General features: G+C 72.7%; 24 protein-coding genes. 5 read left to right on the forward strand and 19 right to left on the reverse strand.

All coding sequences use genetic code 11. The annotated features are described in order from the left end of the window. The 7 genes from pheT to infC all read right to left on the reverse strand — a co-directional run. On the reverse strand, positions 1 to 1926 hold a 1926-nt coding region (gene pheT, locus ACFVW8_RS23155; RefSeq protein WP_389692920.1), incomplete at its 3' end, for a phenylalanine--tRNA ligase subunit beta. Further along, on the reverse strand, positions 1926 to 3053 hold the full coding sequence (gene pheS / locus ACFVW8_RS23160; RefSeq protein ID WP_352123817.1) for a phenylalanine--tRNA ligase subunit alpha: 1128 nt from the start codon (positions 3051 to 3053) through the stop codon (positions 1926 to 1928). The genes pheS and pheT, both read right to left, overlap by 1 nt. A gap of 156 nt (positions 3054 to 3209) precedes the next feature. Beyond that, entirely contained in the window at positions 3210 to 4361 is a 1152-nt protein-coding gene (locus ACFVW8_RS23165; RefSeq protein WP_389692922.1) for an ATP-binding protein, read from the reverse strand. A gap of 123 nt (positions 4362 to 4484) precedes the next feature. Then, positions 4485 to 5327 carry a TrmH family RNA methyltransferase gene (locus tag ACFVW8_RS23170; RefSeq protein ID WP_389692924.1) on the reverse strand — a complete coding sequence of 281 codons (843 nt, stop codon included), beginning with the start codon at positions 5325 to 5327 and terminating at the stop codon, positions 4485 to 4487. Positions 5328 to 5446: 119 nt separating this feature from the next. Continuing rightward, positions 5447 to 5830, reverse strand: coding sequence for a 50S ribosomal protein L20 (gene rplT, locus ACFVW8_RS23175; protein ID WP_003970214.1), 384 nt, complete (start codon positions 5828 to 5830; stop codon positions 5447 to 5449). 107 nt (positions 5831 to 5937) lie between these two features. Then, on the reverse strand, positions 5938 to 6132 hold the full coding sequence (gene rpmI, locus ACFVW8_RS23180) for a 50S ribosomal protein L35 (protein WP_003970213.1): 195 nt from the start codon (positions 6130 to 6132) through the stop codon (positions 5938 to 5940). A gap of 121 nt (positions 6133 to 6253) precedes the next feature. Beyond that, positions 6254 to 6964, reverse strand: a complete 711-nt coding sequence (infC, locus tag ACFVW8_RS23185; RefSeq protein ID WP_221198178.1) for a translation initiation factor IF-3 — start codon at positions 6962 to 6964, stop codon at positions 6254 to 6256. 367 nt (positions 6965 to 7331) lie between these two features. Here infC and ACFVW8_RS23190 point away from each other — a divergent pair, with 367 nt between their 5' ends. Beyond that, entirely contained in the window at positions 7332 to 7694 is a 363-nt protein-coding gene (locus ACFVW8_RS23190) for a DUF1844 domain-containing protein (protein WP_389692927.1), read from the forward strand. Between the two features lie 76 nt (positions 7695 to 7770). Here the strand turns inward: ACFVW8_RS23190 and ACFVW8_RS23195 are convergent, their stop codons facing one another. Together ACFVW8_RS23195 and ACFVW8_RS23200 are read right to left on the reverse strand one after the other, a co-directional pair. Further along, entirely contained in the window at positions 7771 to 8478 is a 708-nt protein-coding gene (locus tag ACFVW8_RS23195; RefSeq protein WP_389692929.1) for an MIP family channel protein, read from the reverse strand. An 83-nt stretch (positions 8479 to 8561) separates the two neighbouring features. Next, positions 8562 to 9290, reverse strand: coding sequence for an SseB family protein (locus ACFVW8_RS23200; protein ID WP_389692931.1), 729 nt, complete (start codon positions 9288 to 9290; stop codon positions 8562 to 8564). A gap of 86 nt (positions 9291 to 9376) precedes the next feature. Between ACFVW8_RS23200 and ACFVW8_RS23205 the strand changes: the two genes are divergently transcribed. Continuing rightward, on the forward strand, positions 9377 to 10300 hold the full coding sequence (locus tag ACFVW8_RS23205; RefSeq protein ID WP_389692933.1) for a serine hydrolase: 924 nt from the start codon (positions 9377 to 9379) through the stop codon (positions 10298 to 10300). Between the two features lie 43 nt (positions 10301 to 10343). Here ACFVW8_RS23205 and mycP read toward each other — a convergent pair whose 3' ends face one another. Beyond that, on the reverse strand, positions 10344 to 11540 hold the full coding sequence (gene mycP / locus ACFVW8_RS23210) for a type VII secretion-associated serine protease mycosin (protein WP_389692958.1): 1197 nt from the start codon (positions 11538 to 11540) through the stop codon (positions 10344 to 10346). 5 nt (positions 11541 to 11545) lie between these two features. Then, the gene (locus tag ACFVW8_RS23215) at positions 11546 to 12430 is read right to left on the reverse strand and encodes a hypothetical protein (RefSeq protein WP_389692960.1); all 885 of its coding nucleotides are present in this window, start codon (positions 12428 to 12430) and stop codon (positions 11546 to 11548) included. A gap of 665 nt (positions 12431 to 13095) precedes the next feature. Here ACFVW8_RS23215 and ACFVW8_RS23220 point away from each other — a divergent pair. Further along, the gene (locus tag ACFVW8_RS23220; RefSeq protein WP_389692935.1) at positions 13096 to 14298 is read left to right on the forward strand and encodes an amino acid deaminase/aldolase; all 1203 of its coding nucleotides are present in this window, start codon (positions 13096 to 13098) and stop codon (positions 14296 to 14298) included. 37 nt (positions 14299 to 14335) lie between these two features. Here the strand turns inward: ACFVW8_RS23220 and ACFVW8_RS23225 are convergent, their stop codons facing one another. From ACFVW8_RS23225 to ACFVW8_RS23240, 4 genes are read right to left on the reverse strand one after another with little or no spacing between them, the layout of a single operon-like run. Beyond that, positions 14336 to 15283: a DUF2510 domain-containing protein gene (locus ACFVW8_RS23225; protein ID WP_389692937.1), complete on the reverse strand. Its 948-nt coding sequence runs from the start codon at positions 15281 to 15283 to the stop codon at positions 14336 to 14338. A gap of 35 nt (positions 15284 to 15318) precedes the next feature. Next, positions 15319 to 16107: a 3-oxoacyl-ACP reductase gene (locus tag ACFVW8_RS23230; RefSeq protein ID WP_389692939.1), complete on the reverse strand. Its 789-nt coding sequence runs from the start codon at positions 16105 to 16107 to the stop codon at positions 15319 to 15321. 5 nt (positions 16108 to 16112) lie between these two features. Next, positions 16113 to 17477, reverse strand: a complete 1365-nt coding sequence (locus ACFVW8_RS23235) for an aldehyde dehydrogenase family protein (RefSeq protein WP_389692941.1) — start codon at positions 17475 to 17477, stop codon at positions 16113 to 16115. 8 nt (positions 17478 to 17485) lie between these two features. Next, on the reverse strand, positions 17486 to 18853 hold the full coding sequence (locus ACFVW8_RS23240; RefSeq protein WP_389692943.1) for a glutamine synthetase family protein: 1368 nt from the start codon (positions 18851 to 18853) through the stop codon (positions 17486 to 17488). Positions 18854 to 18962: 109 nt separating this feature from the next. Here ACFVW8_RS23240 and ACFVW8_RS23245 point away from each other — a divergent pair, with 109 nt between their 5' ends. Further along, positions 18963 to 19673, forward strand: coding sequence for a gamma-glutamyl-gamma-aminobutyrate hydrolase family protein (locus ACFVW8_RS23245; RefSeq protein WP_389692945.1), 711 nt, complete (start codon positions 18963 to 18965; stop codon positions 19671 to 19673). 66 nt (positions 19674 to 19739) lie between these two features. Here the strand turns inward: ACFVW8_RS23245 and ACFVW8_RS23250 are convergent, their stop codons facing one another. Both ACFVW8_RS23250 and ACFVW8_RS23255 read right to left on the reverse strand, forming a co-directional pair. After that, positions 19740 to 20687: an aminoglycoside phosphotransferase family protein gene (locus ACFVW8_RS23250; RefSeq protein ID WP_389692947.1), complete on the reverse strand. Its 948-nt coding sequence runs from the start codon at positions 20685 to 20687 to the stop codon at positions 19740 to 19742. A gap of 62 nt (positions 20688 to 20749) precedes the next feature. Beyond that, positions 20750 to 21682: a LysR family transcriptional regulator gene (locus ACFVW8_RS23255; protein WP_389692949.1), complete on the reverse strand. Its 933-nt coding sequence runs from the start codon at positions 21680 to 21682 to the stop codon at positions 20750 to 20752. A 70-nt stretch (positions 21683 to 21752) separates the two neighbouring features. On the opposite strand from ACFVW8_RS23255, the gene ACFVW8_RS23260 reads away from it, so the two are divergent. Continuing rightward, positions 21753 to 22901, forward strand: coding sequence for a TDT family transporter (locus ACFVW8_RS23260; protein ID WP_389692951.1), 1149 nt, complete (start codon positions 21753 to 21755; stop codon positions 22899 to 22901). Here ACFVW8_RS23260 and ACFVW8_RS23265 read toward each other — a convergent pair. After that, positions 22840 to 23547, reverse strand: coding sequence for a helical backbone metal receptor (locus tag ACFVW8_RS23265; protein ID WP_389692953.1), 708 nt, complete (start codon positions 23545 to 23547; stop codon positions 22840 to 22842). The genes ACFVW8_RS23260 and ACFVW8_RS23265 overlap by 62 nt on opposite strands. Before the next feature lie 34 nt (positions 23548 to 23581). Beyond that, positions 23582 to 24133 (reverse strand): helix-turn-helix domain-containing protein, encoded by a 552-nt coding sequence (locus ACFVW8_RS23270; RefSeq protein WP_389692955.1) that lies wholly within the window; start codon positions 24131 to 24133, stop codon positions 23582 to 23584. Positions 24134 to 24336: the final 203 nt, after the last annotated feature.

Raw genomic sequence — 24336 nt, forward strand, 5'->3', positions numbered from 1 at the left:
CCACCAGCCGGCCTGCTCGCGGGCGGCCGCGAGGACGACCGCGGCATGGCGCGGCTGACGCGGGAGCGCGGCGTCGAGCGACGCGATCTCTTCGTCGGACGGACGCCGGTCGACGGGCAGCCGGACGGGCTTCGTCTCCTGGCCGGTCGGCCTGAAGACGAGACCGGTCTCGAAGAGGGCCAGGTCGTGGCTGCCCCGGCCGTCGTTGCGCCGCAGTGCGCCGAGCAGGCCCGGCAGCAGCGTGGTGCGCAGCGACGGCTCCTCGTCGGAGAGCGGGTTGACGAGGCGGACGGTGCGGCGGCGGTCGTCGTCCGCGTCCAGGCCGAGCTGGTCGAGGACGGCCTCGCCGGTGAACGGGTAGTTCAGCGCCTCGACGTAGCCCGCGCCCGCGAGTGCCCGGCCGACGCGGCGGTGCAGCCGCTGGCGGTCGGTGAGCCCGCGGCCGGAGGGCGGCGTCGGGAGGGTGGACGGGAGGTTCTCGTAGCCCTCCAGCCGGATGACCTCTTCGGCCAGGTCGTTCGGCTCGTTCAGGTCGGGCCGCCAGGACGGCGCCGTGACGAGCAGCTCGTCCTGTCCGTAGACGTCGCAGCCGACCTCCTGGAGGCGGCGTACGACGGTCTCGCGGCCGTAACCGACGCCGGCCACCCTGTCCGGGTGGTCGGCCGGCATCGCGATGGTGCGCGGACCGGACGGGGCGGTCACCTCGGTGACGCCCGCCTCGGCCGTGCCGCCTGCGAGCAGCACCAGCAGGTCGACGGTGCGCTGCGCGGCTGCGGCGGCGGCCTCCGGGTCGACACCCCGCTCGAAGCGCTTGGACGCCTCGGAGGACAGCTTGTGGCGGCGCGCGGTGCGGGCGATCGAGATCGCGTCGAAGTGCGCGGCCTCGATGACGACCTCGGTGGTGCGGGCGCCTTCGTCGGCGTCCGCGATCTCCGTGTTGGCCCCGCCCATGACGCCCGCCAGACCGATCGGTCCTCGGTTGTCGGTGATGACGAGGTCGGCCGCGTCCAGGACGCGGACGGCGCCGTCGAGGGTGGTGAGCTTCTCGCCCTGCTCGGCGCGGCGCACCCCGATCGGGCCGTCGACACGGCTCCGGTCGTAGGCGTGCAGCGGCTGGCCCAGTTCGAGCATCACGTAGTTGCTGACGTCGACCGCGAGCGAGATCGGCCGCATCCCGGCCTTCTGGAGCCGGCGCTGCATCCAGATCGGGGAGCGGGTCTCGGGCTGCAGGCCGACCACGGTGCGCGCGGTGAAGCGGGAGCAGCCGATCGGGTCGGCGACCTCGACCGGGTAGCCGTAGGCGTTCGGTGCGGGCACGTCCAGGAGAGCCGGATCGCGCAGCGGCAGGCCGTAGGCGATGGCGGTCTCACGGGCGACGCCGCGCATCGACAGGCAGTAGCCGCGGTCGGGTGTGACGGCGATGTCGAGGACCTCGTCGACGAGTTCGAGCAGCTCGATCGCGTCGGTGCCGGACTCGTGCTCCGGCGGCAGCACGATGATGCCGTGGGTGCCGTCATCGCCCATGCCGAGCTCGTCGGTGGAGCAGATCATGCCGTGCGAGGTCTTGCCGTACGTCTTGCGCGCGGCGATCGCGAAGTCGCCGGGCAGCACGGCGCCGGGGAGGACCACGACGACCTTGTCGCCGACGGCGAAGTTACGGGCTCCGCAGACGATCTCCTGCGGCTCACCGGTGCCGTTGGCGGTGCCGACGTCCACCGTGCAGAAGCGGATGGGCTTCTTGAAGCCCTCCAGCTCCTCGATGGTGAGTACCTTGCCGACGACCAGCGGGCCCTTGAGGCCGGCGCCGATCTGCTCGACCGTCTCGACCTCCAGGCCGACGGCGACGAGCTTGGCCTGTACGTCACGGCCGGTCTCGGTGGCAGGCAGGTCGACGTACTCCCGCAGCCAGGAAAGCGGGACGCGCATCAGATCTCCATCCCGAAGGGCCGGGTGAACCGGACGTCGCCTTCGACCATGTCTCGCATGTCTTCTACGTTGTGGCGGAACATCAGCATCCGCTCGATGCCGAACCCGAAGGCGAATCCGCTGTACTTCCGGGGGTCGACGCCGCAGGCGATGAGCACCTTGGGGTTGACCATGCCGCAGCCGCCGAGCTCGATCCAGCCCTCGCTTCCGCAGGTGCGGCAGGGGCGGTCGGGGTTGCCGACGGACTCGCCGCGGCAGACGTAGCAGACCATGTCCATCTCGGCGGACGGCTCGGTGAACGGGAAGAAGTTCGGCCGCAGCCGGGTCTTCATGTCCGGTCCGAAGAGCGCCTGGACCATGTGGTCGAGGGTGCCCTTCAGATCGGCCATGGTGAGGCCCTCGTCCACGGCGAGCAGCTCGATCTGGTGGAAGACCGGGGTGTGCGTGGCGTCCAGCTCGTCGGTCCGGTAGACGCGGCCCGGGCAGACCACGTAGACGGGCGGCTCACGGTCGAGCAGCGTGCGGGCCTGGACCGGCGAGGTGTGGGTGCGCAGGACGACACCGGACTCGTCGTTCTTCGCGCCGTCGGCGCCCTCGACGAAGAAGGTGTCCTGCATCTGCCGGGCCGGGTGGTCGGGCACGAAGTTCAGGGCATCGAAGTTGAACCACTCGGCCTCGGCCTCGGGGCCCTCGGCCACCTCGTAGCCCATGGCCACGAAGACGTCGGCGACGCGCTCCATGATCGTCGTCAGCGGGTGGCGGGCGCCGGCCGGGGTGCGGTCGTACGGCAGTGTGACGTCCACCGCCTCCTCGACCAGGACCCGCGCGTCGCGCTCGGCCTCCAGCTCCGTCTGGCGGGCCGCGAGGGCCCTGCCCACGGCGGCGCGGGCCTGGCCCACGCGCTTGCCGGCCTCGGCCTTCGCCTGGGGCGGCAGCGCGCCGATCTCGCGGTTGGCGAGTGACAGGGGCGAGGTACCACCGGTGTGCGCGGTCTTCGCCTGGGCGAGCGCGTCGAGGTCGCCCGCGGCGGCGAAGGCGGCGAACGCCTCGTCCCGGATGCGCTCGATCTCTTCCGGTTTCAGTGCCTCGACCTCGACTGGGTCGTACGACTTGTTCGGTGCCGACATCTCTTCCCGTACTTCCGATTGGCTGGTACTGCGCTTACCGGGGGATACCCCCGGACCTCCGTGGCCCCGCTCGACGCCTGGAGGACACAAAGGTGCCAATGGTCGAGTCTAAGGGTCACAGGATGTGTGGGGCGCCCGTGGTCCGCTCAGGCCGCGCTACTTCAGGTAGGCCGGCGTGCTCACGGGCAGAATAAATCGGAACTCGGCACCGCCTCCGGGGCCGCGGCCGACCTTGATCGTGCCGCCGTGCGCCTCGACGATGCCCTTGACGATGTAGAGGCCCAGTCCGGTGCCACCGCGTTTGCTCCCCCGCCAGAAACGGGTGAAGACACGGCCCATCGACTCCTCGGGGATGCCGGGGCCTTCGTCGCTCACGGTGACCGCCGTTCCCTTCTCGTCGCTCTTCGCCGGTGCGGGTGCCACCTCGATGGTGACGGTTCCCTCGCCGTGGCGCACCGCGTTTTCCAGCAGGTTGCCCAGGACCTGGTCGACCTTGTCCGGGTCGGCCCAGACGGCGGGCAGCGGCTGGCAGGTGCGCACGAGGAAACGGTCCGGCGCCTGGCCGTTCGCGGTGAGCGCCTGGATGTGGCGCTCCACCGCGGCCGAGAGGTCGACGGGCTGGCGGCGCAGCTCCAGCCGTCCGGAGTCGATCCGGGAGATGTCCAGGAGCTCCGTGATCAGCCGGGTGACGCGGTTGGCGTCGGCGTAGACGGTCTCCAGCATCAGCCGTTTCTGGTCGTCCGTGAACCGCTCCCACTTGGCCAGCAGCGTGGCCGTGAAGCCCTTGACGGACGTCAGCGGCGAGCGCAGCTCGTGGGCGACGGTGGCGATCAGCTCGGCGTCGCTGCGCTCGCTGCGCCGCCGGGCCTCGGTGCCGCGCAGGCTGATCACCAGCCGGCGAAGGGGCCCGGTCGGGCTCTCGCGTACGTAGCGTGCGGAGACGAGCACCTCACGGCCGCCGGGCAGCAGCAGATTGCGTTCGGGCTGGCCGACCCGGGTGGCGAGGCCGCCGTAGGGATCGGTCAACTCCCACCAGCGGCGGCCCTTGAGGTCCTCCAGCGGCAGCACCTGCTCCAGCGGGCGGCCGATGGCGGTGGCCACAGGCACGGCGGTGATCCGTGCGGCGGCGGCGTTGAAGCAGGTCACGCGGCCGGTCCCGTCCGCGATGACGAGTCCGTCGGGCAGGTCGTCGGGGTCCAGTCCCTGGCCGGTGGGGCCGTCGTCCGGGACGGGCACACCGTCCGGGTCCGTGGCGGCGCGCACGACGGCCGCATGTGTCGCCTGCGGTCCGCTCATGCCGACAGCCATCTTCCCGTACCCCACCTCTCGAACCGGTGCAGTGGGCCCCCGAGTTCGTCACCCTACTAGTCGTCGGTGACGGAGCGACACCCTGCGTGGCCCTCCGTCCGGGGAGCGGCAGGCCGTGGCGGGTCAGCCGGCGCTGCGGCGCGGACGCTGGGCCCGCGCGGAGGCGTACAGGCAGACGGCGGCGGCGGTGGCGAGGTTGAGGCTCTCCGCCCTGCCGTGGATCGGCACCCGTACGACGGCGTCGGCCAGGGCCCGGGTCTCCTCCGGCAGGCCCCAGGCCTCGTTGCCGAAGACCCAGGCGGTGGGGCCGCCCATGGTGCCGGCGTCGAGCTCGTCGTCCAGGTCGTCCTCGCCCGCACCGTCGGCCGCGAGGATCCGTACGCCCGCGTCCCGCAGCCCCTGCACGGCCTGCTCGACGGGTACGCCGACGGCGACCGGCAGATGGAAGAGCGAACCGACGGACGCGCGCACGGACTTGGGGTTGTAGAGGTCCACGGAGGCATCGGTGAGGACGACGGCGTCGGCGCCCGCCGCGTCGGCGCAGCGCAGCACCGTACCGGCGTTCCCCGGGTCACGGACGTTGGCCAGGACGGCGACGAGCTTCGGCCGCCCGGCGAGGATCGACTCGAACGGTGAGTCGAGGAACCGGCAGACGCCGATCAGCCCCTGCGGGGTGACGGTCTGCGACACATCGGCGAGCACCTCGCTGTCGGCGAGGTGCACCCGGGCGCCCGCATCGAGGGCTGCGTCGATGATCGACTCGTACCGCTCGGCGGCCTCGGGGGTGGCGAACAGCTCGGTGAGGGTGGTCTCGCCGTCACTTCCGCAGTGGCCGGCGGCCTCGCGCACGGCCTGCGGCCCCTCGGCGATGAACCGGCGCTCCTTGCCGCGGAAGTTGCGCCTGGCCAGCCGCCGGGCGGCGGCGACCCGTGGTGATCGCGGGGAGATCAGTTCGGGGGTGCCCATGGTCGGCGGCGAGCCTCTCTGCGTACGAAGGTGCAGGTCGTGATGGGGTGCAACGCACCGGACCCGCAGACGGCGAGCGCCTGCGGGTCCGGTTCAAAACCAGGAAGTGCGGCCCTGAATCAGGCGGCCTTCGGGGCGTTGACGTCGCTCGGGAGGGCCTTCTGGGCAACCTCGACGAGGGCGGCGAACGCGTTGGCGTCGTTGACCGCGAGCTCGGCCAGGATCTTGCGGTCCACCTCGATGTTGGCGGCCTTCAGACCCTGGATGAGGCGGTTGTACGTCATGCCGTTCTGGCGGGCAGCGGCGTTGATGCGCTGGATCCACAGCTGACGGAAGTCGCCCTTGCGCTTCTTGCGGTCGTTGTAGTTGTAGACCAGGGAGTGGGTGACCTGCTCCTTGGCCTTGCGGTACAGGCGCGAGCGCTGGCCGCGGTAACCGCTGGCGGCCTCGAGAATTGCCCGGCGCTTCTTGTGGGCGTTGACTGCCCGCTTGACGCGTGCCACTTGTTAACTCCTTGTAGCGGGGCCGTGGTCGTACTCACACGGCCCGGAAACGAATTGGTCCCGGTCGGATCGAGGGCGCGCCCCCGGGTTCACCGGGAGCGGCGGCCTCACTTGCCGAGAAGCTTCTTGATCTTCTTGGCGTCGGCCGGAGCCACGACGACCGTGCCGGTCAGCGAGCGGGTCTTCTTGGACGACTTGTGCTCGAGAAGGTGGCGCTTGCCGGCCCTCTCGCGGAGCACCTTGCCGGAGCCGGTGATCTTGAAGCGCTTGCTGGCACCGCTGTGCGTCTTGTTCTTCGGCATCGCGCCGTTCTCTCCTCGTCAGTGGCGCCCCTCTCGGTGCTGGGCACCGGACTGCAGGGGCGTCAGATCTTGGTGGGATTCCGGGGGGACCCGGGGGCGCCTGGATGGCGGCCCCCGGAGGTCACGCCTCGGAAGGTGTCTCGGCCGGAGCCTCGGAGGACGCCTCGGCGGGAGCCTCGGCAGCCTCGTCCGCAGCCTCGGCGTCCGGGGTGTACCCCTGACGCTCCGCCTTGCGGGCGGCCTGGGCCTCGCGGGCCTCGGCCATGGCTTCGGTCTTCTTCTTGTGCGGGCCAAGAACCATGATCATGTTCCGGCCGTCCTGCTTCGGGTTGGACTCGATGAAGCCGAGTTCCTCCACGTCCGAAGCGAGACGCTGGAGCAGTCGGAAGCCCAGCTCGGGGCGGGACTGCTCACGACCACGGAACATGATCGTGATCTTGACCTTGTCGCCCTGCTTGAGGAACCGGACGACGTGACCCTTCTTGGTGTCATAGTCGTGCGGGTCGATCTTCGGCCGGAGCTTCATCTCCTTGATGACCGTGTGCGCCTGGTTCTTGCGCGCCTCACGGGCCTTCATGGCCGACTCGTACTTGAACTTCCCGTAGTCCATGAGCTTGCACACGGGCGGACGGGCGGTAGCCGCCACCTCGACCAGGTCGAGGTCGTACTCCTGTGCAAGTTCCAGGGCCTTGGCAAGCGGGACAATCCCGACCTGCTCGCCGCTGGGACCGACAAGTCGCACCTCGGGTACGCGAATCCGGTCGTTGATGCGGGGCTCGGCGCTGATGGATCCTCCTCGGTAGCACCACGCGGCCGCCTGGCGGACAGCCACGTAACGTCTGTTTCGACAGACCAACCGTTGCGGAGGCAAGAAAAATGCCCCGGACGGGACACAGGCGGGGCTCCTGAAAAACCGGAGCACCGTCGCGGTCAACCGCGGGGCGCATCGGGCGGCTCCATCGTCCGTACGGAACGATGGGCGCCACCTGACCGGTGACCCGCCGCCCTGGGGACGGTCAGGTGGGAGAATCGGAGCCTCCACTTGTGGGCCGGGCACATAGATGCCCAGCCGGTCGTTACACAAGGTTAGCAGTTCCACCGGGGTGGTGCGAACCTCGCGCACGGGGCGGTGACTGCCGAGGCCCGAGGTACGGCTCCCGGGGAAGGCGGCACCGGGCCGTGGGCCTATCGTATGGGGCATGAGTGACGCGACCCCCACCAGTGAATCCCCCGGCTTCGACGCAATGGCCCGCGACATCGCGGAGGTGCCGGCGGTCGAGGTGATCGTGACGGTCGCGGTGAACCTGATGAGCGCCGCCGCCGTGAAACTCGGACTGACCGAGGACGGCGACGCACACAAGGACCTCGACGAGGCCCGCAAGCTGGTCCACGCGCTCGCGGGCCTGCTGGACGCGAGCACCACCGAGATCAGCTCGTTCCACGCGGCTCCGCTGCGGGACGGCCTGAAGTCGCTCCAGCTGGCGTTCCGCGAGGCCTCCCTCGTGCCGGACGAGCCCGGCCAGGGCCCCGGCGAGAAGTACACCGGCCCGGTCTTCGGCTGAGCCGCACCGGCTTCCCCGTCCGGCAACGGTGAGCCCCCGCCCTTCCGGCGGGGGCTCACCGCGCGCGGGGCACGGATCAGGCAGGCGCGGTCTCCTCGTCCCGCCCGGAGACGGGGTGGGTCACCCGGTGGGCGAGCGCAGCGATCACTCCGCCGACGAGTGGCGCCACCAGGAACAGCCAGAGCTGGGAGAGTGCCGCACCGCCCGCGAAGATCGCCGGGCCCAGACTCCGCGCCGGGTTGACCGAGGTGCCGGTCAGCGGGATGCCGACCAGGTGGATCACCGCGAGCGACAGACCGATGGGCAGCCCGTCGAATCCGATGACGGCCACCTTGTGGGTCACCGCGAGCACGACGAAGACCAGCAGGAAGGTGAGCACCACCTCGGCGAGGAAGGCGCCGCCGAGGTTGATGTGCACGTCCGAGCGGTCCCCGTAGCCGTTGCTGCCGAACTTGCCGCTCGTCTTCAGTCCGGGCACCTGCTTGGCCAGCAGGAACAGCAGGGCGGCCCCGGCGATACCGCCGAGGAGCTGCGCGATCCAGTACGTCACCGCGGTGCGTACGTCGATCCGCCGCGCCGTCAGCATCCCCAGAGTGACCGCCGGGTTGAGATGGCAGCCGGAGATCGGGCCGAGTGCGTAGGCGAGGGCGAGAAGCACGAACCCGAAGGCCAGCGCGATGCCGACGGTCCCGATGTACTGGACACCGAGCACCGCTGATCCGACGGCGAAGAAAACCAGCAGGAGTGTGCCCAGGAACTCCGATGCCGCCATACGCGTCTGCATACAACCACCTCGCGAAGATCGTCCGCTTTCTTCGCAATTCTCCGACTCCGGGCGCCTTTGCGCGCGTTGGGCCGGTGGGGTGATCAGCGAGTGAACAGGGCGTCACCTGGTGTGTTCGCGTCGGCGGGGAGCAGCGCCAGATCGAGGCCGCGGACCAGCCGGGCCCGCAGGACGTCGTCGGCCGCCAGCGACTGCGCGACCCTGCGGGCCGCCGCGGCAGGGTCGGCGTCCGCCGCCAGGACCAGGGCGAGGGTGCCGTCCGCGCGGCCCGGACCGAGGTGGGCGCGGAGCACCGCGGGTTCGGCGGCGACGGCGTCCCGCACCGCCGAGGTGACGGCCGGGTCGTCCAGCGGGTCGGCGCTGGTACGGCCCTCGGCGAGGGCCAGCAGTGCGGAGCCGGTCACCTCGAAGGCCACAGGGCCGGCCAGGTCGAGCACCAGGGTGTCCGCCTTCTCGTGCACGGCGGCCTGCAGGGCCTGGTGCAGGGGTACGGCGACGGGGCGGGCCTGCGGGTCCCAGCGGGCCAGCGAGGCGGTGGAGGTGAAGGCGGGCAGGGCGCGGCGGTCACCGGCCTGGAGGGTGGGGACTGCCATATCGCTCGTCTTCTCCCGGCGCAGCCCCTCCGTGTCTTCCTCGACCTCGCCCAGGACGGCCACCACGGGCACCAGCAGACGGGCCCCCCGGAGCGCTTCGAGCACCGGGCCGACGGCCTTGCGGTTCTCGGCCCAGGCGGCCAGGGCCGAGGTGAGGGCGGGGTCGGCAGTGCCGTCGTCGTCGGAGTATCCGGAGTCCGGAATGTTCTTCTGCGCCACAGGGTGAGCGTAGTGCCTGGGCGTTCTCAGCCGGCCGACAGGTCGGGCTCAGCCGGTTCTCAGTCGCGGTTCCTAGTGTCCGGACCATGCCCCGTCACAGAATCCGCCGCTCCGCCCTGTCCGTGTCCGTGACGGCCACGGTCCTGCTGGCAGTCTCGGCCGCCGGGGGCGCGTATCTGACCGGCCGGTGGCCGGATCACGCACCCGCCGCCGTGGCTTCCGTATCGTCCGTGTCACCGGCCGCGACGGCGCCGGCCGCGGCGCGGACGAGCGAGGAGCCGGTGGTGGATCTCGATACGGAACTGGCCGGGGCCGTCGAGCCGCTGCTGACCGGTGCCGACGCGGCCACCCTGTCGGTGGCGGTGCTGGACAGCGGGAGCGGGGCGCGGGCGGTGTACGGCGGCGCGGATACGACGTACGACACCGCGAGCATCGTCAAGGTCGACATACTGGCGGCGCTGCTGCTCCGGGCCCAGGACGAGAAGCGTGAACTGACCGCCGGTGAACGCGGCCACGCGGTCGCGATGATCGAGAAGAGCGACAACGACTCCGCCACCGCGCTGCTGGCGGCGGTCGGCGGAGCCGCGGGGCTCGACGCGGCCAACGAGCGGTTCGGGCTCACCGCGACGACCGCCGCACACGCATGGGGGCTGACCCGGACGACCGCCGCCGATCAGCTGACCCTGCTGGCGGCCGTGTTCGGTACGGACACGGATACCGGGCTGAGCGCGGACTCCCGTACGTATCTGCGGGGGCTGATGGCCGGGGTCGAGGCCGACCAGCAGTGGGGCGTGTCGGCCGCGGGCAGTGGGTGGGCGCTCAAGAACGGCTGGATGCCGCGTACCGCCACCGGCCTGTGGAACATCAACAGCATCGGGCAGGTGAAGTTCGACGGGCACACGTATCTGGTGGCGGTGCTCTCGGGCGGCCAGCAGACCAAGGAGTCGGGGATCGCGCTCGTCGAGTCGGCCGCGAAGGCGGCGGTCGGGGTTCTGAAGGCCGCCGGCTGACGGGGCGTCCGCCCGTGTCCGCAGACCGCAGGGGCCTGCCCGGTCAGCGGCGGGGGCCGGCCGTCCGGCCGTTGCGGCCGCGCCAGAGGACCACGGCCAGCGCGAGCAGGACCGCCCCGAGGCCGCCCGCCGCCGGGGCGAGCCAGCCCGCGGGGTCGTCGTCCTTGCGGGGCTGGGTGGGCCCGGGGCCGAAGTACTGCTTGCGGTAGCCGGCCTCGGTGGACTCCGAGCGCAGGCCGTCGGGGCGGACCTTGCCCCCTGCCTTGATGGCCGCGGCCGGGTCGACGGTGCCGTAGCCCCGGGCGTCGTCACGGCCGCCCGAAGGGGAGCTGCGCGCGGTGTCCGTGAGGAGCTTCCTGATCTGCGCGGGCGGGAGACCGGGGTGGGCGGCACGGACCAGCGCGACCGCCCCGGAGACGAAGGCGGCAGCCGCCGATGTGCCCCACTCCACGTAGTACTGCCGGTCCGGCGCGGGCACGACGATGTCATCCCCGGGCGCGCTCACCGCGGCGTACCAGCGGCGGGTGGAGAACGACGCGTGCGTGCCGTACCGGTCGACGGCGGCGGCCGCGATGACCCCGGGGTAGGCGGCGGGGTACGAGATGTGGTCGCCCTTCTCGCCCCCGTTGCCGGACGACGCGACGACGACCGCGCCCTTCTTCAGCGCGTACTGGACGGCCGCGTCCTCGCCGGGCTCCGGATGAGCGGACTCGCTGTCGTCGCCGAGGGAGAGGTTGATGACGTCGGCGCCGTGGTCGGCCGCCCAGCGGATGCCGTCGGCGAGCGCCGTGCCCCGGGACTTGCGGGCCTTGGCACGGGACGGGTCGCTCGCCTCCAGGATGACCCGGACCGGGAGGATCTTCGCCTCCGGCGCGATGCCGAGCACCCCGTCGGCGTTCCCCGTGCCGTGGCCCCGGCCGGCGATGATGCCCGCCATCGCGGTGCCGTGCCGGGCCCACGACCGGTCGCCGCGTCCGGCTCCGAAACCGATCATGTCCTTGCCGGGCAGCACCTGGCCCGCCAGGTCGGGCAGGCTGCCGTCGACGCCGGTGTCGACCACGGCGACGGTGACCCCCTTGCCCCGGGTGGTTTTCCAGGCCTTGTCGGTGTGGAGCGCGTCCAGGCCCCACTGCTGGGCCCGGATGGTGTCCGCGTGGGCCGGTGAGGCGGGCAGCAACGCGAACGCGGTGGCGGCGCAGACCGCGCCGATGATGCGGCGGTGGCGGGCGTGGCGGGTCAATCCGGTCACTCCGGCTTCTCCGTGAGGTCGGTGACGGTCCTGCGCAGACCGCGCTCGACCCGGTCGGCCAGCCCCTTGGCCTCGTGGCCCAGCCCGGCCTGGGCGGCGACGGTCGTCGCGTTCGCCGCCATCGCCTCGGCGGCCGGCTGCGGCGTGCTGACCGTCCGCCCGTCGGCGAAGCCGGAGACCGCGAACACGACGACAGGCACCTCGGTCAGGACGTGCACCGTCCAGCTGGCGCGCTGCTTGTCGCCGAACCCGGCGGCGGCGGTGTCCTTGACGGCGTACGCCCGGGGCATCAGGTCGGCGCGCCCGTCGAGGTGCTGATCGGTGAACCGGGTGCTCAGTGCCCGCATGGCATCGGTATCGCCCTCGGTGAAGAGCAGTCCGACCGTCGTGACGCTGCTGGAGGTCGCGTCCCGGTACGTGGCGCGCAGCAGGCGGGTGCAGCCGGCCGGGCGGAGCGTCTTGAGCAGCAGCGGGTCGAGGGCGGCCGCGCAGCCGCTGTCCGGGGCGGCGGCGAGCCTGGTCCAGGTCCGGTCGGCGCTGCCCGGTCCCGCGCCCTCCCCTTTGAGGGTGCGCGGGAAGAGGGTGTCGACGGGCACGCTGTGCCAGGCGGCACGGCCCTCGGTGTAGGTGCTGTGGGCCGCCGGGTCGGCCGATGAGTCGCTGATGAACCAGCTGCCGGTGGCCGCCCCGCCGATCAGCCCGAGCCCGAGCACCACGCAGACGGCGGCGGCCGCGGCCCTGAAGGGGTGCCGGGCGCGCACGGGGCGGAGCCTGGTGGTGGTCTCGGCCGGCGTCTCGGCCGGAGCGTGGTGATGCGGTGGCCGGGGGCCGTGCGGTGCGGCGGAGCCGCCGGGCCGCGGGGGCTGCGTGCCGAGGTCCACGGCGCCGACCGGGCGGCGCCGGGTGGCCGCGGGCGGCGTGGCGGGGCGCGGCGGGTACGCCGGGGCGGCAGGGGGCCCGGCCGGGCGCGGCGGGGCCGGTGGCACGGGGCGGAGACCGGCGGTCGCCTCGACGGACGGCGTCTGCGCCGGGGGCATGTCCGCGGGGCGCGCCTCCGGGCGGGCTGCCTCCCCGCGGGAGGTCTCGCCGTCGGCCGTCTCTCCGCCAACGGCCTCCGCCCGGGCTGTCCCCGCCGGGGACGGCTGCTCGGCGGACATGTCCGCCAGGGAGGGTCTCGCGGTGGGGGGCCCGGCGGTCGGCGGCGCTGTGGGCGGCCCATCGGACGCGGGCCTGCGCGGGGCGGGGGTGGTCTGCCCGGGCGGGCCGACGGGGGCCGTGGCGGGCGGCGGAGGGGCGGTCGCGCGGCTGTCCGGCGGGGTGGTCGGGCGTGGCGGGACAGGAGCGCGTTGCGCCTCGGTACTCATCCGCCCCCCTGGTCCGTTCCGTACCGCACGCGGATCGCGGCCGTGTTCAGGCAGGTTGCTCCCCGTGTGAGCGTCACTCTACGGGCTGGGGCGCCCCTGGCGGGAGCAGGCCGGCGCGCCTCGGGCGATCTGCGCAGATCATCCCCCTACCCAGCGGTACAGGTGTCTGGCAAGCTGCGGCCATGACTGCCCGCGCCACTGACCGGACCCGCTACAACCGGGCCACCGCACACCTCGATGCACCGATCGCCGTAGTCGATCTGGAGGCCTTCGACGCCAATGCCGACGACCTGGTCCGCCGCGCGGCCGGGAAGCCGATCCGGGTGGCGAGCAAATCGGTGCGCTGCCGCGCCCTGCTGGAGCGGGTGCTCGCGAGGCCCGGGTTCGCCGGGATCATGTCGTTCACGCTGGCGGAGTCGCTGTGGCTGGCGCGGGCGGGCTTCGAGGACGTATTGCTGGCCTACCCCTCGGCCGACCGGTCGGCGTTCGCGGAGCTGGCCGCCGACCCGAAGCTGGCCGCCGCCGTGACGGTGATGGTGGACGACCACGCGCAACTGGAGCTGATCGACGCGGCGCGCGCCGGCGGCACCGAGGAGATCCGGGTCTGTCTGGAGCTGGACACCTCGCTGCGGCTGCTCGGCGGCAGGGTCAGGATCGGGGCGCTGCGTTCGCCGCTGCGATCCGCCGCCCAACTGGCCGAGCTGGCACGGTCCGTGGCCCGCCGTCCCGGCTTCCGGCTGGTGGGACTGATGGCGTACGAGGGCCATATCGCCGGGGTCGGCGACTCGGTCGCGGGGCGACCGCTGCGCTCCCGGGCGATCCGGCTGATGCAGGCCACGGGCCGCAGGGAGCTGGCGGCCCGGCGGGCCGAGGTGGTGCGGGCCGTCCGGGCCGTGGCGCCGGACCTGGAGTTCGTGAACGGCGGCGGCACCGGCAGTGTGCAGCACACCGCCGCGGAGCCCGCGGTGACGGAGATCGCGGCCGGTTCGGGGCTCTACGTTCCGCGGCTGTTCGACAACTACACCTCGTTCAGCGCCCGTCCGGCCGCCCTGTTCGCACAGCCCGTGGTGCGCCGGCCCGGGGTGGGGGTGGTGACGGTCCTCGGTGGCGGCTACCCGGCGTCCGGTGCGGCCGGTGCGGACCGGCTGCCGGTCCCGTATCTGCCGGAGGGGCTGCGCTACGACCCGCAGGAGGGGCCCGGCGAGGTGCAGACTCCGCTGCTCGGCGCCCCGGCCGACGATCTGCTGATCGGCGACAAGGTGTGGTTCCGGCACGCGAAGGCCGGTGAGCTGTGCGAGAGGTTCGACGAGCTGCAGCTGATCGAGGGCGACCGGGTGACGGCGACCGTGCCGACGTACCGGGGCGAGGGCCGCACCTTCCTCTGAGCTCCCCCACCGTCGAGGCGCGGCCGAGCGGGCCGGGTCAGGGGGCGACGGAGCTGCCGACGCCGCCGCTCGTCTCGCTGTCGCCGATCGGCCGGATGCCCTTGGTGAGGGTGTCCATGAGGGAGAGCGGGGGCCCGCCGCGGCCGGCGTCGAAGGCGTAGCGCACGACGACGAGCGATTCGCTGCCGACGGTCGAGGGGAAGACGAGCGACTGCACGTAGCCGCCGGGGCCCTTGCCGGTGACGACCTTCCAGCGCACCTGGTATCCGGTGCGTCCCGCCACGCTCACCGGGGCGGCGGCGATCTGCTGATGGGACGTGATGCCGCCGTGGATGCGCGTGCCGACGGGGTTCTTCTCGTACGCGGCCTCCGCGGCGGCGGCGATGTCGTCCTTGGCGAGTTTCTCGGCGGAGCCTGCTTCGCCGCCGTTCGGGGTCCGGGTGGTCACCGTGCCGTGGTAGCAGAAGTCGGAGGAGCTGCCGGGGCAGCTGTAGGAGCCGGTGGTACGCATCGTGAGCATCTTGTTCACCGTGCTGTCGGGCTCCTCCCAGCCGTCGGGGATCGGCAGGGTGATGCCGTTGAGCTGGTCAACCAGCACCGAGGGGCCGTCCTCGTCCGCCGAGGCGTCCGGTGCGGGGCTGTCGCCCGGGGCGCCGTCGGTGCCGGTGTTCGCGGGCGCCGGTGCGGAACTGCTGGGACCGGCCGCCGGTGGCGTTCCCCCGTCGTCCCTGCCGAGCAGTACGGCCGCGGTCACGGCAGCGCCGACGACCAGCGCACCGGTCACCACGAGAGCGATGATCCTGCCGCGTCCGCCGCCGCTCCCCCGGCCCGGCCCGGCGGGATGCCCGGGCTGCGCGGGAGCGAACTGGTGCGTCGCGGGAGCATACGGGCGGGTGTGGGCGGTCCAGGCCGTGCCGTCCCACCACCGCTCGTTGCCCGGTGCGGCCGTGTCCGGATACCAGCCGGGCGGTGTCGCGTTGCTCATGGCCCCACTCTAGGTTCCGGCCCTGGTCCACCTCCCTAGAGGGGCGTGACATAGGCCCCGGAGATCCCGCCGTCGACCAGGAAGTCGGTGGCGTTGACGAAGGAGGAGTCGTCGCTCGCCAGGAAGGCGACGGCTGCCGCGATCTCGGTCGCCTCGGCGAACCGGCCGAGCGGGATGTGCACCAGCCTGCGGGCCGCGCGCTCCGGGTCCTTGGCGAACAGCTCCTGGAGCAGCGGGGTGTTGACAGGCCCCGGGCACAGCGCGTTGACCCGGATCCCCTCGCGGGCGAACTGGACGCCCAGCTCGCGCGACATCGCGAGCACTCCGCCCTTGGAGGCGGTGTAGGAGATCTGGGAGGTGGCCGCTCCCATCCTGGCGACGAACGAGGCGGTGTTGATGATGGAGCCGCGGCCCTGGCGCCGCATGTAGGGCAGGGCCGCCTTGCAGCACAGGTAGACGGAGGTGAGGTTGACGTCCTGGACGCGTTTCCACGCCTCAAGACCCGTGGTGAGGATCGAGTCGTCGTCGGGCGGCGAGATACCGGCGTTGTTGAAGGCGATGTCGACGGATCCGTAGGTGTCGTCCGCGGCCGCGAACAGCGCCTCGACCTGTGCGGCGTCGGTGACGTCGACCCGTACGAAGGTGCCGCCGACGGCTTCGGCGGCCGCTTTGCCCGCGGTCTCGTCGATGTCGCCGCAGACCACGTGCGCGCCCTCGGAGGCGAGCCGGTGGGCGGTGGCGAGGCCGATGCCGCTGCCGGCGCCGGTGATGACGGCGGTGCGGCCGACGAGGCGGCGGCAGATGTTCCCGTTCTCCGTGGTCATACCGTTCAGGCCTCCGTACTGAGGAAGACGTTCTTGGTTTCGGTGAAGGCTGCCAGGGCGTCGGGGCCGAGCTCCCGGCCGAGGCCGGACTGCTTGAACCCGCCGAACGGGGTCCAGTAGCGGACCGCGGAGTGGGAGTTGACCGAGAGGTTCCCGGCCCGGACCGCCTGCGAGACGCGCAGCGCGCGCCCCACGTCCCGGGTCCAGAGGGAGCCCGCGAGGCCGTACTGCGTCGCGTTGGCGAGCCGGACGGCGTCCGCCTCGTCCTCGAAGGGCAGCACGACCGCGACCGGCCCGAACACCTCCTCGGTGGCGACGGGTGAGTCCGCGGCCGCGCCGGTGAGGACGGTCGGCGGGAACCAGAAGCCGGCGCCCCCGGGGGCACTGCCCCGGATCGCGGTCGCTCCCTCGGGGACGTAGCCCCGCACCCGGTCCAGCTGGGTGCGCGAGATGAGCGGGCCCATCTGTGTCTTCTCGTCGGACGGATCGCCCACCACGACGGCGGCGACGGCCGGGGCGAGCAGTTCCAGGAAGCGGTCGTACGCGGAGCGCTGGACGAGGATCCGGGTACGGGCGCAGCAGTCCTGGCCGGCGTTGTCGAGGAAGGACATGGGGGCGGCTGCCGCGGCGGCTTCGATGTCGGCGTCGTCGAAGACGATGTTGGGGCTCTTGCCGCCGAGTTCGAGGGTGATCCGCTTCACGTGGCGGGCGCACTTGGCCATGATCTGTCTGCCGACCCGGGAGGATCCGGTGAAGACGATCTTGGCGATGTCCGGATGCTCGACCAGGGCGTTGCCCGCTTCGTCACCGGCGCCGGGCAGCACCTGGAAGAGGTGTTCGGGCAGGCCGGCCTCCAGGGCGAGGCCGGCGAGCCTGAGCGCGGTCAGCGGAGTGGTCTCGGCGGGCTTGAGGATGACGGCGTTGCCTGCCGCGAGGGCGGGGGCGAGTCCCCAGGCGGAGATCGGCATGGGGAAGTTCCAGGGTGCGATCACCCCGATGACGCCGAGGGGTTCGAGCAGGGTGATGTCGATGCCGCCGGGCACGGGGATCTGCCGGCCGCTCAGCCGCTCCACTCCCCCGGCGGCGAAGTCGAGCAGGTCGCGGACGTTGCCCGCCTCCCAGCGGGCATTGCCGATGGTGTGGCCGGCCTCGCGAACCTCCAGCCGGGCCAGCTCCTCGGTCCGGCCGTCGACCGCCGCGGCGAAGCGGCGCAGCAGCCGGGCCCGGTCGGCGGGCGCGAGTGCCGCCCAGGTCTGCTGGGCGGCTGCGGCGCGGGTGACGGCGGCGTCCACCTCGGCCGCGGTGGTGGCGGGGACGGTGGCGACGAGCTCCTCGGTCGCCGGGTTCAGTACGTGGTGCTCACGGGTCAAGGAATTCCTCACAGCCGTTCGAAGGAGCGCTTGATTTCCCAGTCGGTCACGGCCGCGTCGAAGGCTTCGAGCTCGACGCGTGCCATGTTGGCGTAATGGGCGACGACCTCGGCGCCGAAGGCCGCTTCGGCGATCTCGCTGTGCTCCCAGAGCCCGGCGGCCTCGCGCAGGGTGGTGGGGACCTGGTCGTACGCGGCGGTGTAGGCGTTTCCCGTGCAGGGCTCGGGGAGTTCGAGACCGTGCTCGATGCCGTACAGACCCGCGGCGACAAGCCCGGCGACGGCGAGATACGGGTTGACGTCACCGCCCGGGAGACGGTTCTCGAAGCGCAGCGACTGGCCGTGGCCGACGACGCGGAGCGCACAGGTGCGGTTGTCGTCGCCCCAGGCGACGGCCGTCGGGGCGAAGGAGCCGGGCTGGAAGCGTTTGTAGGAGTTGATGTTCGGCGCGTAGAGGAGCGAGAAGTCGCGCAGGGCCGCGAGCTGTCCGGCGAGGAAGTGCCGCATCACCGGGGACATGCCTCCGGCCCCGTCCGCCATGACGCTGCGTCCGGGGTCGTCGGTGGAGCGGAGGGAGAGGTGGATGTGGCAGGAGTTGCCCTCGCGCTCGTTGAACTTGGCCATGAAGGTGAGCGCGACGCCTTCCTGCGCGGCGATCTCCTTGGCGCCCGTCTTGTAGACGGCGTGCTGGTCGCAGGTGACCAGGGCCTCGTCGTAGCGGAACACGATCTCGTGCTGGCCGGGGTTGCACTCGCCCTTGGCGGACTCGACGGTCAGGCCCGCGCCCGCCATCTCGTTGCGGATGCGGCGCAGCAGGGGTTCGATGCGGCCGGTGCCGAGGACGGAGTAGTCAATGTTGTACTGGTTGGCCGGGGTGAGGCCGCGGTAGCCGCGGTCCCAGGCCTGTTCGTAGGTGTCCTTGAAGACGATGAATTCGAGTTCGGTGCCGGCGTGGGCCGTGTAGCCGTGCCCGGCGAGCCGGTCCAGCTGGCGGCGCAGGATCTGGCGGGGCGCGGCGACCACGGGTGAGCCGTCGCTCCAGGCGAGGTCGGCGGTGACCATCGCGGTGCCGTCGTGCCAGGGCACCCGGCGCAGGGTGGTGAGGTCGGGGTGCATGGCGAAGTCGCCGTAGCCGCGTTCCCAGGAGGACATGGCGTAGCCGTCGACGGTGTTCATGTCGGTGTCGACGGCGAGCAGGTAGTTGCAGCCCTCGGTGCCGTGCGGCACGACCTCGTCGAGGAAGAAGCCGGCGGCGAAGCGTTTGCCCTGGAGCCGCCCCTGAAGGTCGGGGAAGGCCAGGACCACGGTGTCGATCTCACCGCTGTCGACGAGGAGGCGGAGTTCCTCGACGGCGAGCGGGGCTGTTCGGTCGGACACGGATGGATCCTCTCCTCGCGGGCCGACAGATGATCCAAACCTATGGGCAGGGCAAGGGATTTGGATACGGTGCCGATGCGTTCCGCGTGCCGTCCGAGAGGGAGATCCGATGAACCGTCCGCTGATCGGGATCAGTACGTACCTGGTGGAATCGGCGACCTGGGGCGTCTGGGACCTGCCCGCCACTCTGCTGCCCGCCGGTTACAGCCGGCTGGTCCGTGAGGCGGGCGGTCTCGCCGTGCTGCTGCCGCCCGACTCCCCGGATCTGGCGGCGCCGGTGGTGGCGCGGCTGGACGCGGTGGTGGTCGCGGGCGGGCCCGATGTGGATCCGGCGCGGTACGGGGCCGGACGTGACCCGCGGACCGGGCCGCCCGCGCCGGAGCGGGACGGCTGGGAGGCGGCGCTGATCGGGGCGGCGCTGGAGTCCGGCACCCCGCTGCTCGGCATCTGCCGGGGGATGCAGCTGCTGAACGTGGCCCTCGGGGGCACGCTGACGCAGCATCTGGACGGGCACACCGGCCCTGACGGCGCGACCGGCGTGTTCGGCTCCCATCCGGTGACGCCGGTGCCGGGGACCCGGTACGCCTCCGTGGTGCCCGGTGACTGTGCCGTGCCCACCTACCACCACCAGTCCGTGGACCGGCTCGGCGCGGGCCTGGTGGCCTCCGCGCACGCGGCGGACGGCACGGTGGAGGCGGTCGAGCGGCCGGGCCCCGGCTGGGTCCTCGGGGTGCAGTGGCATCCGGAGATGGGTGACGACGTACGGGTGATGCGGGCGCTGGTGGCGGCCGCGGCGGACGGCGCTCAGGGAAGCCGCTGACCTGGCCGGTCCAGGGCGGCCGCGCTACTCGCCGAGTCCGCGCCTCGGCCGGTCCGGGCGGCCGCTCTACTCCCCGAGCCGGTGCCTCAGCCAGTCCAGGGCGGCCGCACCCTGGGCGGCCTGGAACGGCCGCAGGGTCGGCAGTCCTGGCGGGTCGGGATGCAGCGAGTGCGCCACGAAGTAGCCGGTCAGGGCGGCGAGCACGGCGGTGACTCCGGCGGGGTCGGCATCCCGTCCGAGCGGGTGGGCGGTGAAGAGCGCCTCGGGGTCGGGGCCGCCCTGGGCCGCGACGCACGGCAGCATGGCCAGCAGGTCGAACCAGGGCGCGGCGCGCACCGCGTGGGGCCAGTCGACGAAGACGACCCGGTCCTCGGTGAGCAGGATGTTGTCGGCACGCAGATCGCCGTGGGCGAGGCTGTCGCCCGTGGCGGGTTCCGCCCAGCCGGACTCCAGGTCCGCGAGTGCGCCGAGACGGCGTGCCGCCCAGGCGTCGAGACGGTCGTCGCCGGACGCCGTGTGCAGGGTCCGCCAGCCGGTGAACATCGTGGTCTTGCGCTCGGCGACCGGGGGTGCGTCGACCGGGGCCGGCGTGAGGATCCGGGCGAGATCGCCTACGGCCGCCAGGACGTGGTCCAGTTCGGCCGGGTCCCAGGGGACACGTGGCTGGCGGCCTTCGATGTCCTCCAGGACGAGGGCGACGCATGTGCCGTCGTCGTACGAGCCGAGCAGCCGGGGTACCGGTGCGTGCGCGGGCAGAGCAGCGCTGTGCCGGATCTCGGCGCGGTGCAGCCCGGGGCTGTCGGGGTTCACCTCGGCGCTGACGGCCTTGACGAAGGCCCGGGAGCCGTTTGCCAGCTGGACACGGGCAGCGACCCCGGGCGAGAACCCACCGCTCTGGGTACGGGCCTCTACGACGGGTGCGCCGAGGATGTCCTCGACGGCGCTGCGTACGCCGGCGGGCAGGTCGCTCCAGTGGTGGCGGAGCCCTGTGGCGGGCGGTGCGGTGGCGGTCATCCACGCATCCTTCCGCTCAGCCGGCGTACGGGCCAGCGGTTTTGTGCGGGCCCGATCCACTGTCACCCGTCGGACGGTCCCGACCGGGTCAGGGAGAGCAGGTCGCGGGCCGGTCCTGTGGGGCGGTGTCCCGACGGCCAGACCGCGCGCAGCTGGCGTCGCAGCCGGACCCCGGCGATCGGGACCTTGACCAGGCGCCGGGACGACAGTTCCTCGCCGAGGGCCAGTTCGCTCAGCACGCACGGCCCCGCACCGCTCTCGGCCGCCCCCTTCACCGCGGTGGTCGAGGAGAGTTCCAGGAGGGGCTGGGCCAGTCCGCCGTGGACGGCGAGGGCGGCGTCCAGCACCTGGCGGGTGCCGGAGCCGTGCTCGCGCAGGATCAGCGGGGTCGCGGCGAGTTCCTGCGGGGTGAGCGGGGTGCGGCGGCGGGCCCAGGCGTGGGACGGGGCGACCACGACGACCAGCCGGTCATGGGCGATGACGGTGCCGTCGAGGCCTTCGGGTACCGAGAGTCCCTCGACGAAGCCCAGGTCCGCCTCGCCGGTCAGCAGCCGTTGGGCGACCGCTGCCGAGTTGCCGGCGAGCAGTGAGACGGCGGTGTCGGGGCGTTCCCCGCGCAGGGCGATCAGCCAGCCCGGGAGCAGGTACTCGGCGATGGTCATGGAGGCGGCGACCCGTAGCCGGGAGTCGCGCCGGTCCCGCAGTGCCTGGGCGCCCGCGTCGAACGCCTCGGCGGCCTCGACGACCCGGCGCGCCCAGTCCGTGACGAGTGCGCCGGAGTCGGTGAGCCGGGAGCCGCGGGGCGAGCGGTCGAGCAGGGCGAGGCCGAGCAGGCGCTCCATCGACCGGATGCGGCTGCTGGCGGCGGGCTGGGAGATGCCGACGTCACGTGCGGCCCGCCCGAGGCTGCCGTGCCGGGCGACGGCGAGCAGCAGCTCCAGCGCACCCAGATCAGGCACCCGGTGGGACAGAGGTGCAGGCACATCGCTGGTCATAAGTCCACCTTATGACCTCATAGGGAGGGACTCCCTGGTGGGGTGCGGCCCCCGGTCCGAGAATCGTGGCATGGCCATCTTTCCGCAGACCCGCCCCGCCTTCCCGTACTCCGGCACCGTCCGGCGCCCGGCACTGCGGTACTTCGGCCCCAACTGGTACGCGAGTGTCATGGGCACCGCGATCGTCGCGAGTGCGGGCGCCGCCCTGCCGGTGCACGTCCCCGGACTGCGGACGGTCTGCGCACTGGTGTGGGTACTGGCCGCGCTGATGCTCGCCGCCGTTCTCTCGGCCCGCGCCGGGCACTGGGCCTCGCACCGCGACCAGGCCCGGACCCATCTCCTGGACCCGGCTGTCGCCCCGTTCTACGGCTGTCTCTCGATGGCGCTGCTGGCCGTCGGCGGTTCCGGGATGGTGGTGGGCAAGGACGTGATCGGGCATCAGGCAGCCCTGGTCCTGGATGTGGTGCTGTACGGCGCGGGCACCCTGACCGGGCTGGCCGCCGCGGTCGCGATCCCGTATCTGATGATGGTGCGCCACCGTCCGGAGCCGGGGACGGCGTCCCCGTTGTGGCTGCTGCCCGTGGTGGCACCCATGGTCTCCGCGGCTCTCGGTCCGCTGCTGGTGCCGGAGCTGCCGGCGGGCCAGTGGCGGGAGGCGCTGCTGCTGGCCTGCTACGCGATGTTCGGGCTGAGCCTGCTGGCGACGCTGGTGATGCTGCCGCTGGTCTTCGCCCGGCTGGTCCACCAGGGACCGCTGCCGCTCGTACTGACTCCCACGCTGTTCCTGGTGCTCGGCCCGCTGGGCCAGTCGACGACCGCGGTCAACGCGCTCGCCGACGTGGCGCCGGGGGCGATCCGGGCCCCGTACGCCGCCGCGCTGGGCGCCTTCGCCGTGCTGTACGGCGTGCCGGTGATGGGGTTCGCGCTGATGTGGCTGGCCCTGTCCGGCGCCATGGTGGTGCGGGCACTGCGGGGCGGGATGACGTTCTCCATGACGTGGTGGGGCTTCACCTTCCCCGTCGGTACGTGTGTCACGGGCGCAGCGGGCCTGGCCCGGCACACCGGTCTGACCGCGTTCGAATGGCTGGCCGTCGCGCTCTACGTGCTGCTGGTGGCGGCCTGGGCGGTGGCCGGTGTCCGCACGGTGCGTGGGCTGCTCAGCGGAGCGCTGCTCGCAGCGCCGCAGGGGCCCGCACCAGCGACGGCCCGTACCACGTGAGATACCGCCCGTCGACGAGTGCGGAGGCCAGCCCGGGAAAGGCCTCGGGCCCGTCGGCCGCCGTGAACCGGTAGGGCTCGTCGGGCAGCACCACCAGATCGGCGCCGGCCGCGTTGAGCTCCTCGGCCGGGATGCGCGGGTAGCGCTCGGCGTGGTCCGCGTAGACGTTGGTCACGCCGAGCCTGGCCAGCAGGTCTCCGGCGAAGGTGTCGCGGCCCAGGACCATCCAGGGCCTGCGCCAGACCGGGACGACCGCGCGGCGTGGTGCGCCCGGCTGCGGGAGGGCCGCCCAGGCGGCCTCGGCCTCGTCGAGCCAGCGGGGCCTGGGCAGCCCGCAGCCGGCGGCCAGGACCCGGTCCAGCTCGGCGAACGCCTCATCGAGGGTCCGGACGGTGGTGACCAGTACCTCGGTCCCCGCGGCCCGGAGTGCGGCGAGGTCGGGTTCCCGGTTCTCCTCCTCGTTGGCCACGACGAGGTCGGGGCGCAGGGCGAGGATCGCCGGCACATCGGGATTCTTCGTACCCCCGATCCGGTCGGCTTCCAGTCCGGCGGGGTGGGTGCACCAGTCGGTGACGCCGACGAGCAGCCCGGGGCCGCTCTCGGCGACGGCCTCGGTGAGCGAGGGGACGAGGGAGACGACCCGCACGGCTGTTACCTCCTGAGGACGTGAGCCCTGCGCCTCAGCGGCGCGGGTCGAACGTCGCGTCGACGTGCTCGGCCACCGCGACGAACAGCAGCCGGGTCCCGGGGACCGTGGCCCGCCAGCGGTGGCGCACCCCGCCCGAGAGGAACAGCGTGTCCCCGCGCTCCAGCCGGTACGCCTGTCCCTCGGCCTCCACCTCGGCGGCGCCCTCCGCGACGTACATCACCTCGTCGTTGCGGTGCTGGAACTCGCGGCCCAGATCGAGCTCGCCGGTGAATTCCAGGGCGCTGAGCTGGTGGCGTCCGCGCACCACCCGGCGCACCCCGTCCCCGTCGTCCTGCCCGCCGCGCACCACGTCGACGGCGCGTGCCGAGTCGGCTGCGGCCCGCAGCCGGGCGGTGGTGGTCTCCAGCGCGTCGGCGACCCGGTCCAGTGACCGGGGGCTGGGTCTGGCCCGTTCGTTCTCGATCTGGCTGAGGAACGGAACGGAGAGACCGCTGCGCGTCGCGACCGCGGCCAGCGTGAGTCCCAGGGATCTGCGCTGTCGGCGGACCGCGGCGCCCACTCGGAGTGTTTCCTTGTCGTCCATGTCCGGCTCCCTCCCGACTCCCCATCCTTCCGGCTGCCAGCACCTTACGCACACCGTTGGCGAAGGACGGCCCGTAAAGCAAGGTCCGGACAGCCCGGAAGGGGTGGGGCCCGGCCACCGCGGGGGCCACCCCCACGGGGGGCCGGGCCCCGGGGGGGGGGGCGGGGGGGGGTTGGGTCGGGTGGCATGTTTGGGGGGTGTCC

This window comes from Streptomyces sp. NPDC058221 (genome assembly GCF_042882365.1).
In the GTDB taxonomy this organism is placed as follows: domain Bacteria; phylum Actinomycetota; class Actinomycetes; order Streptomycetales; family Streptomycetaceae; genus Streptomyces.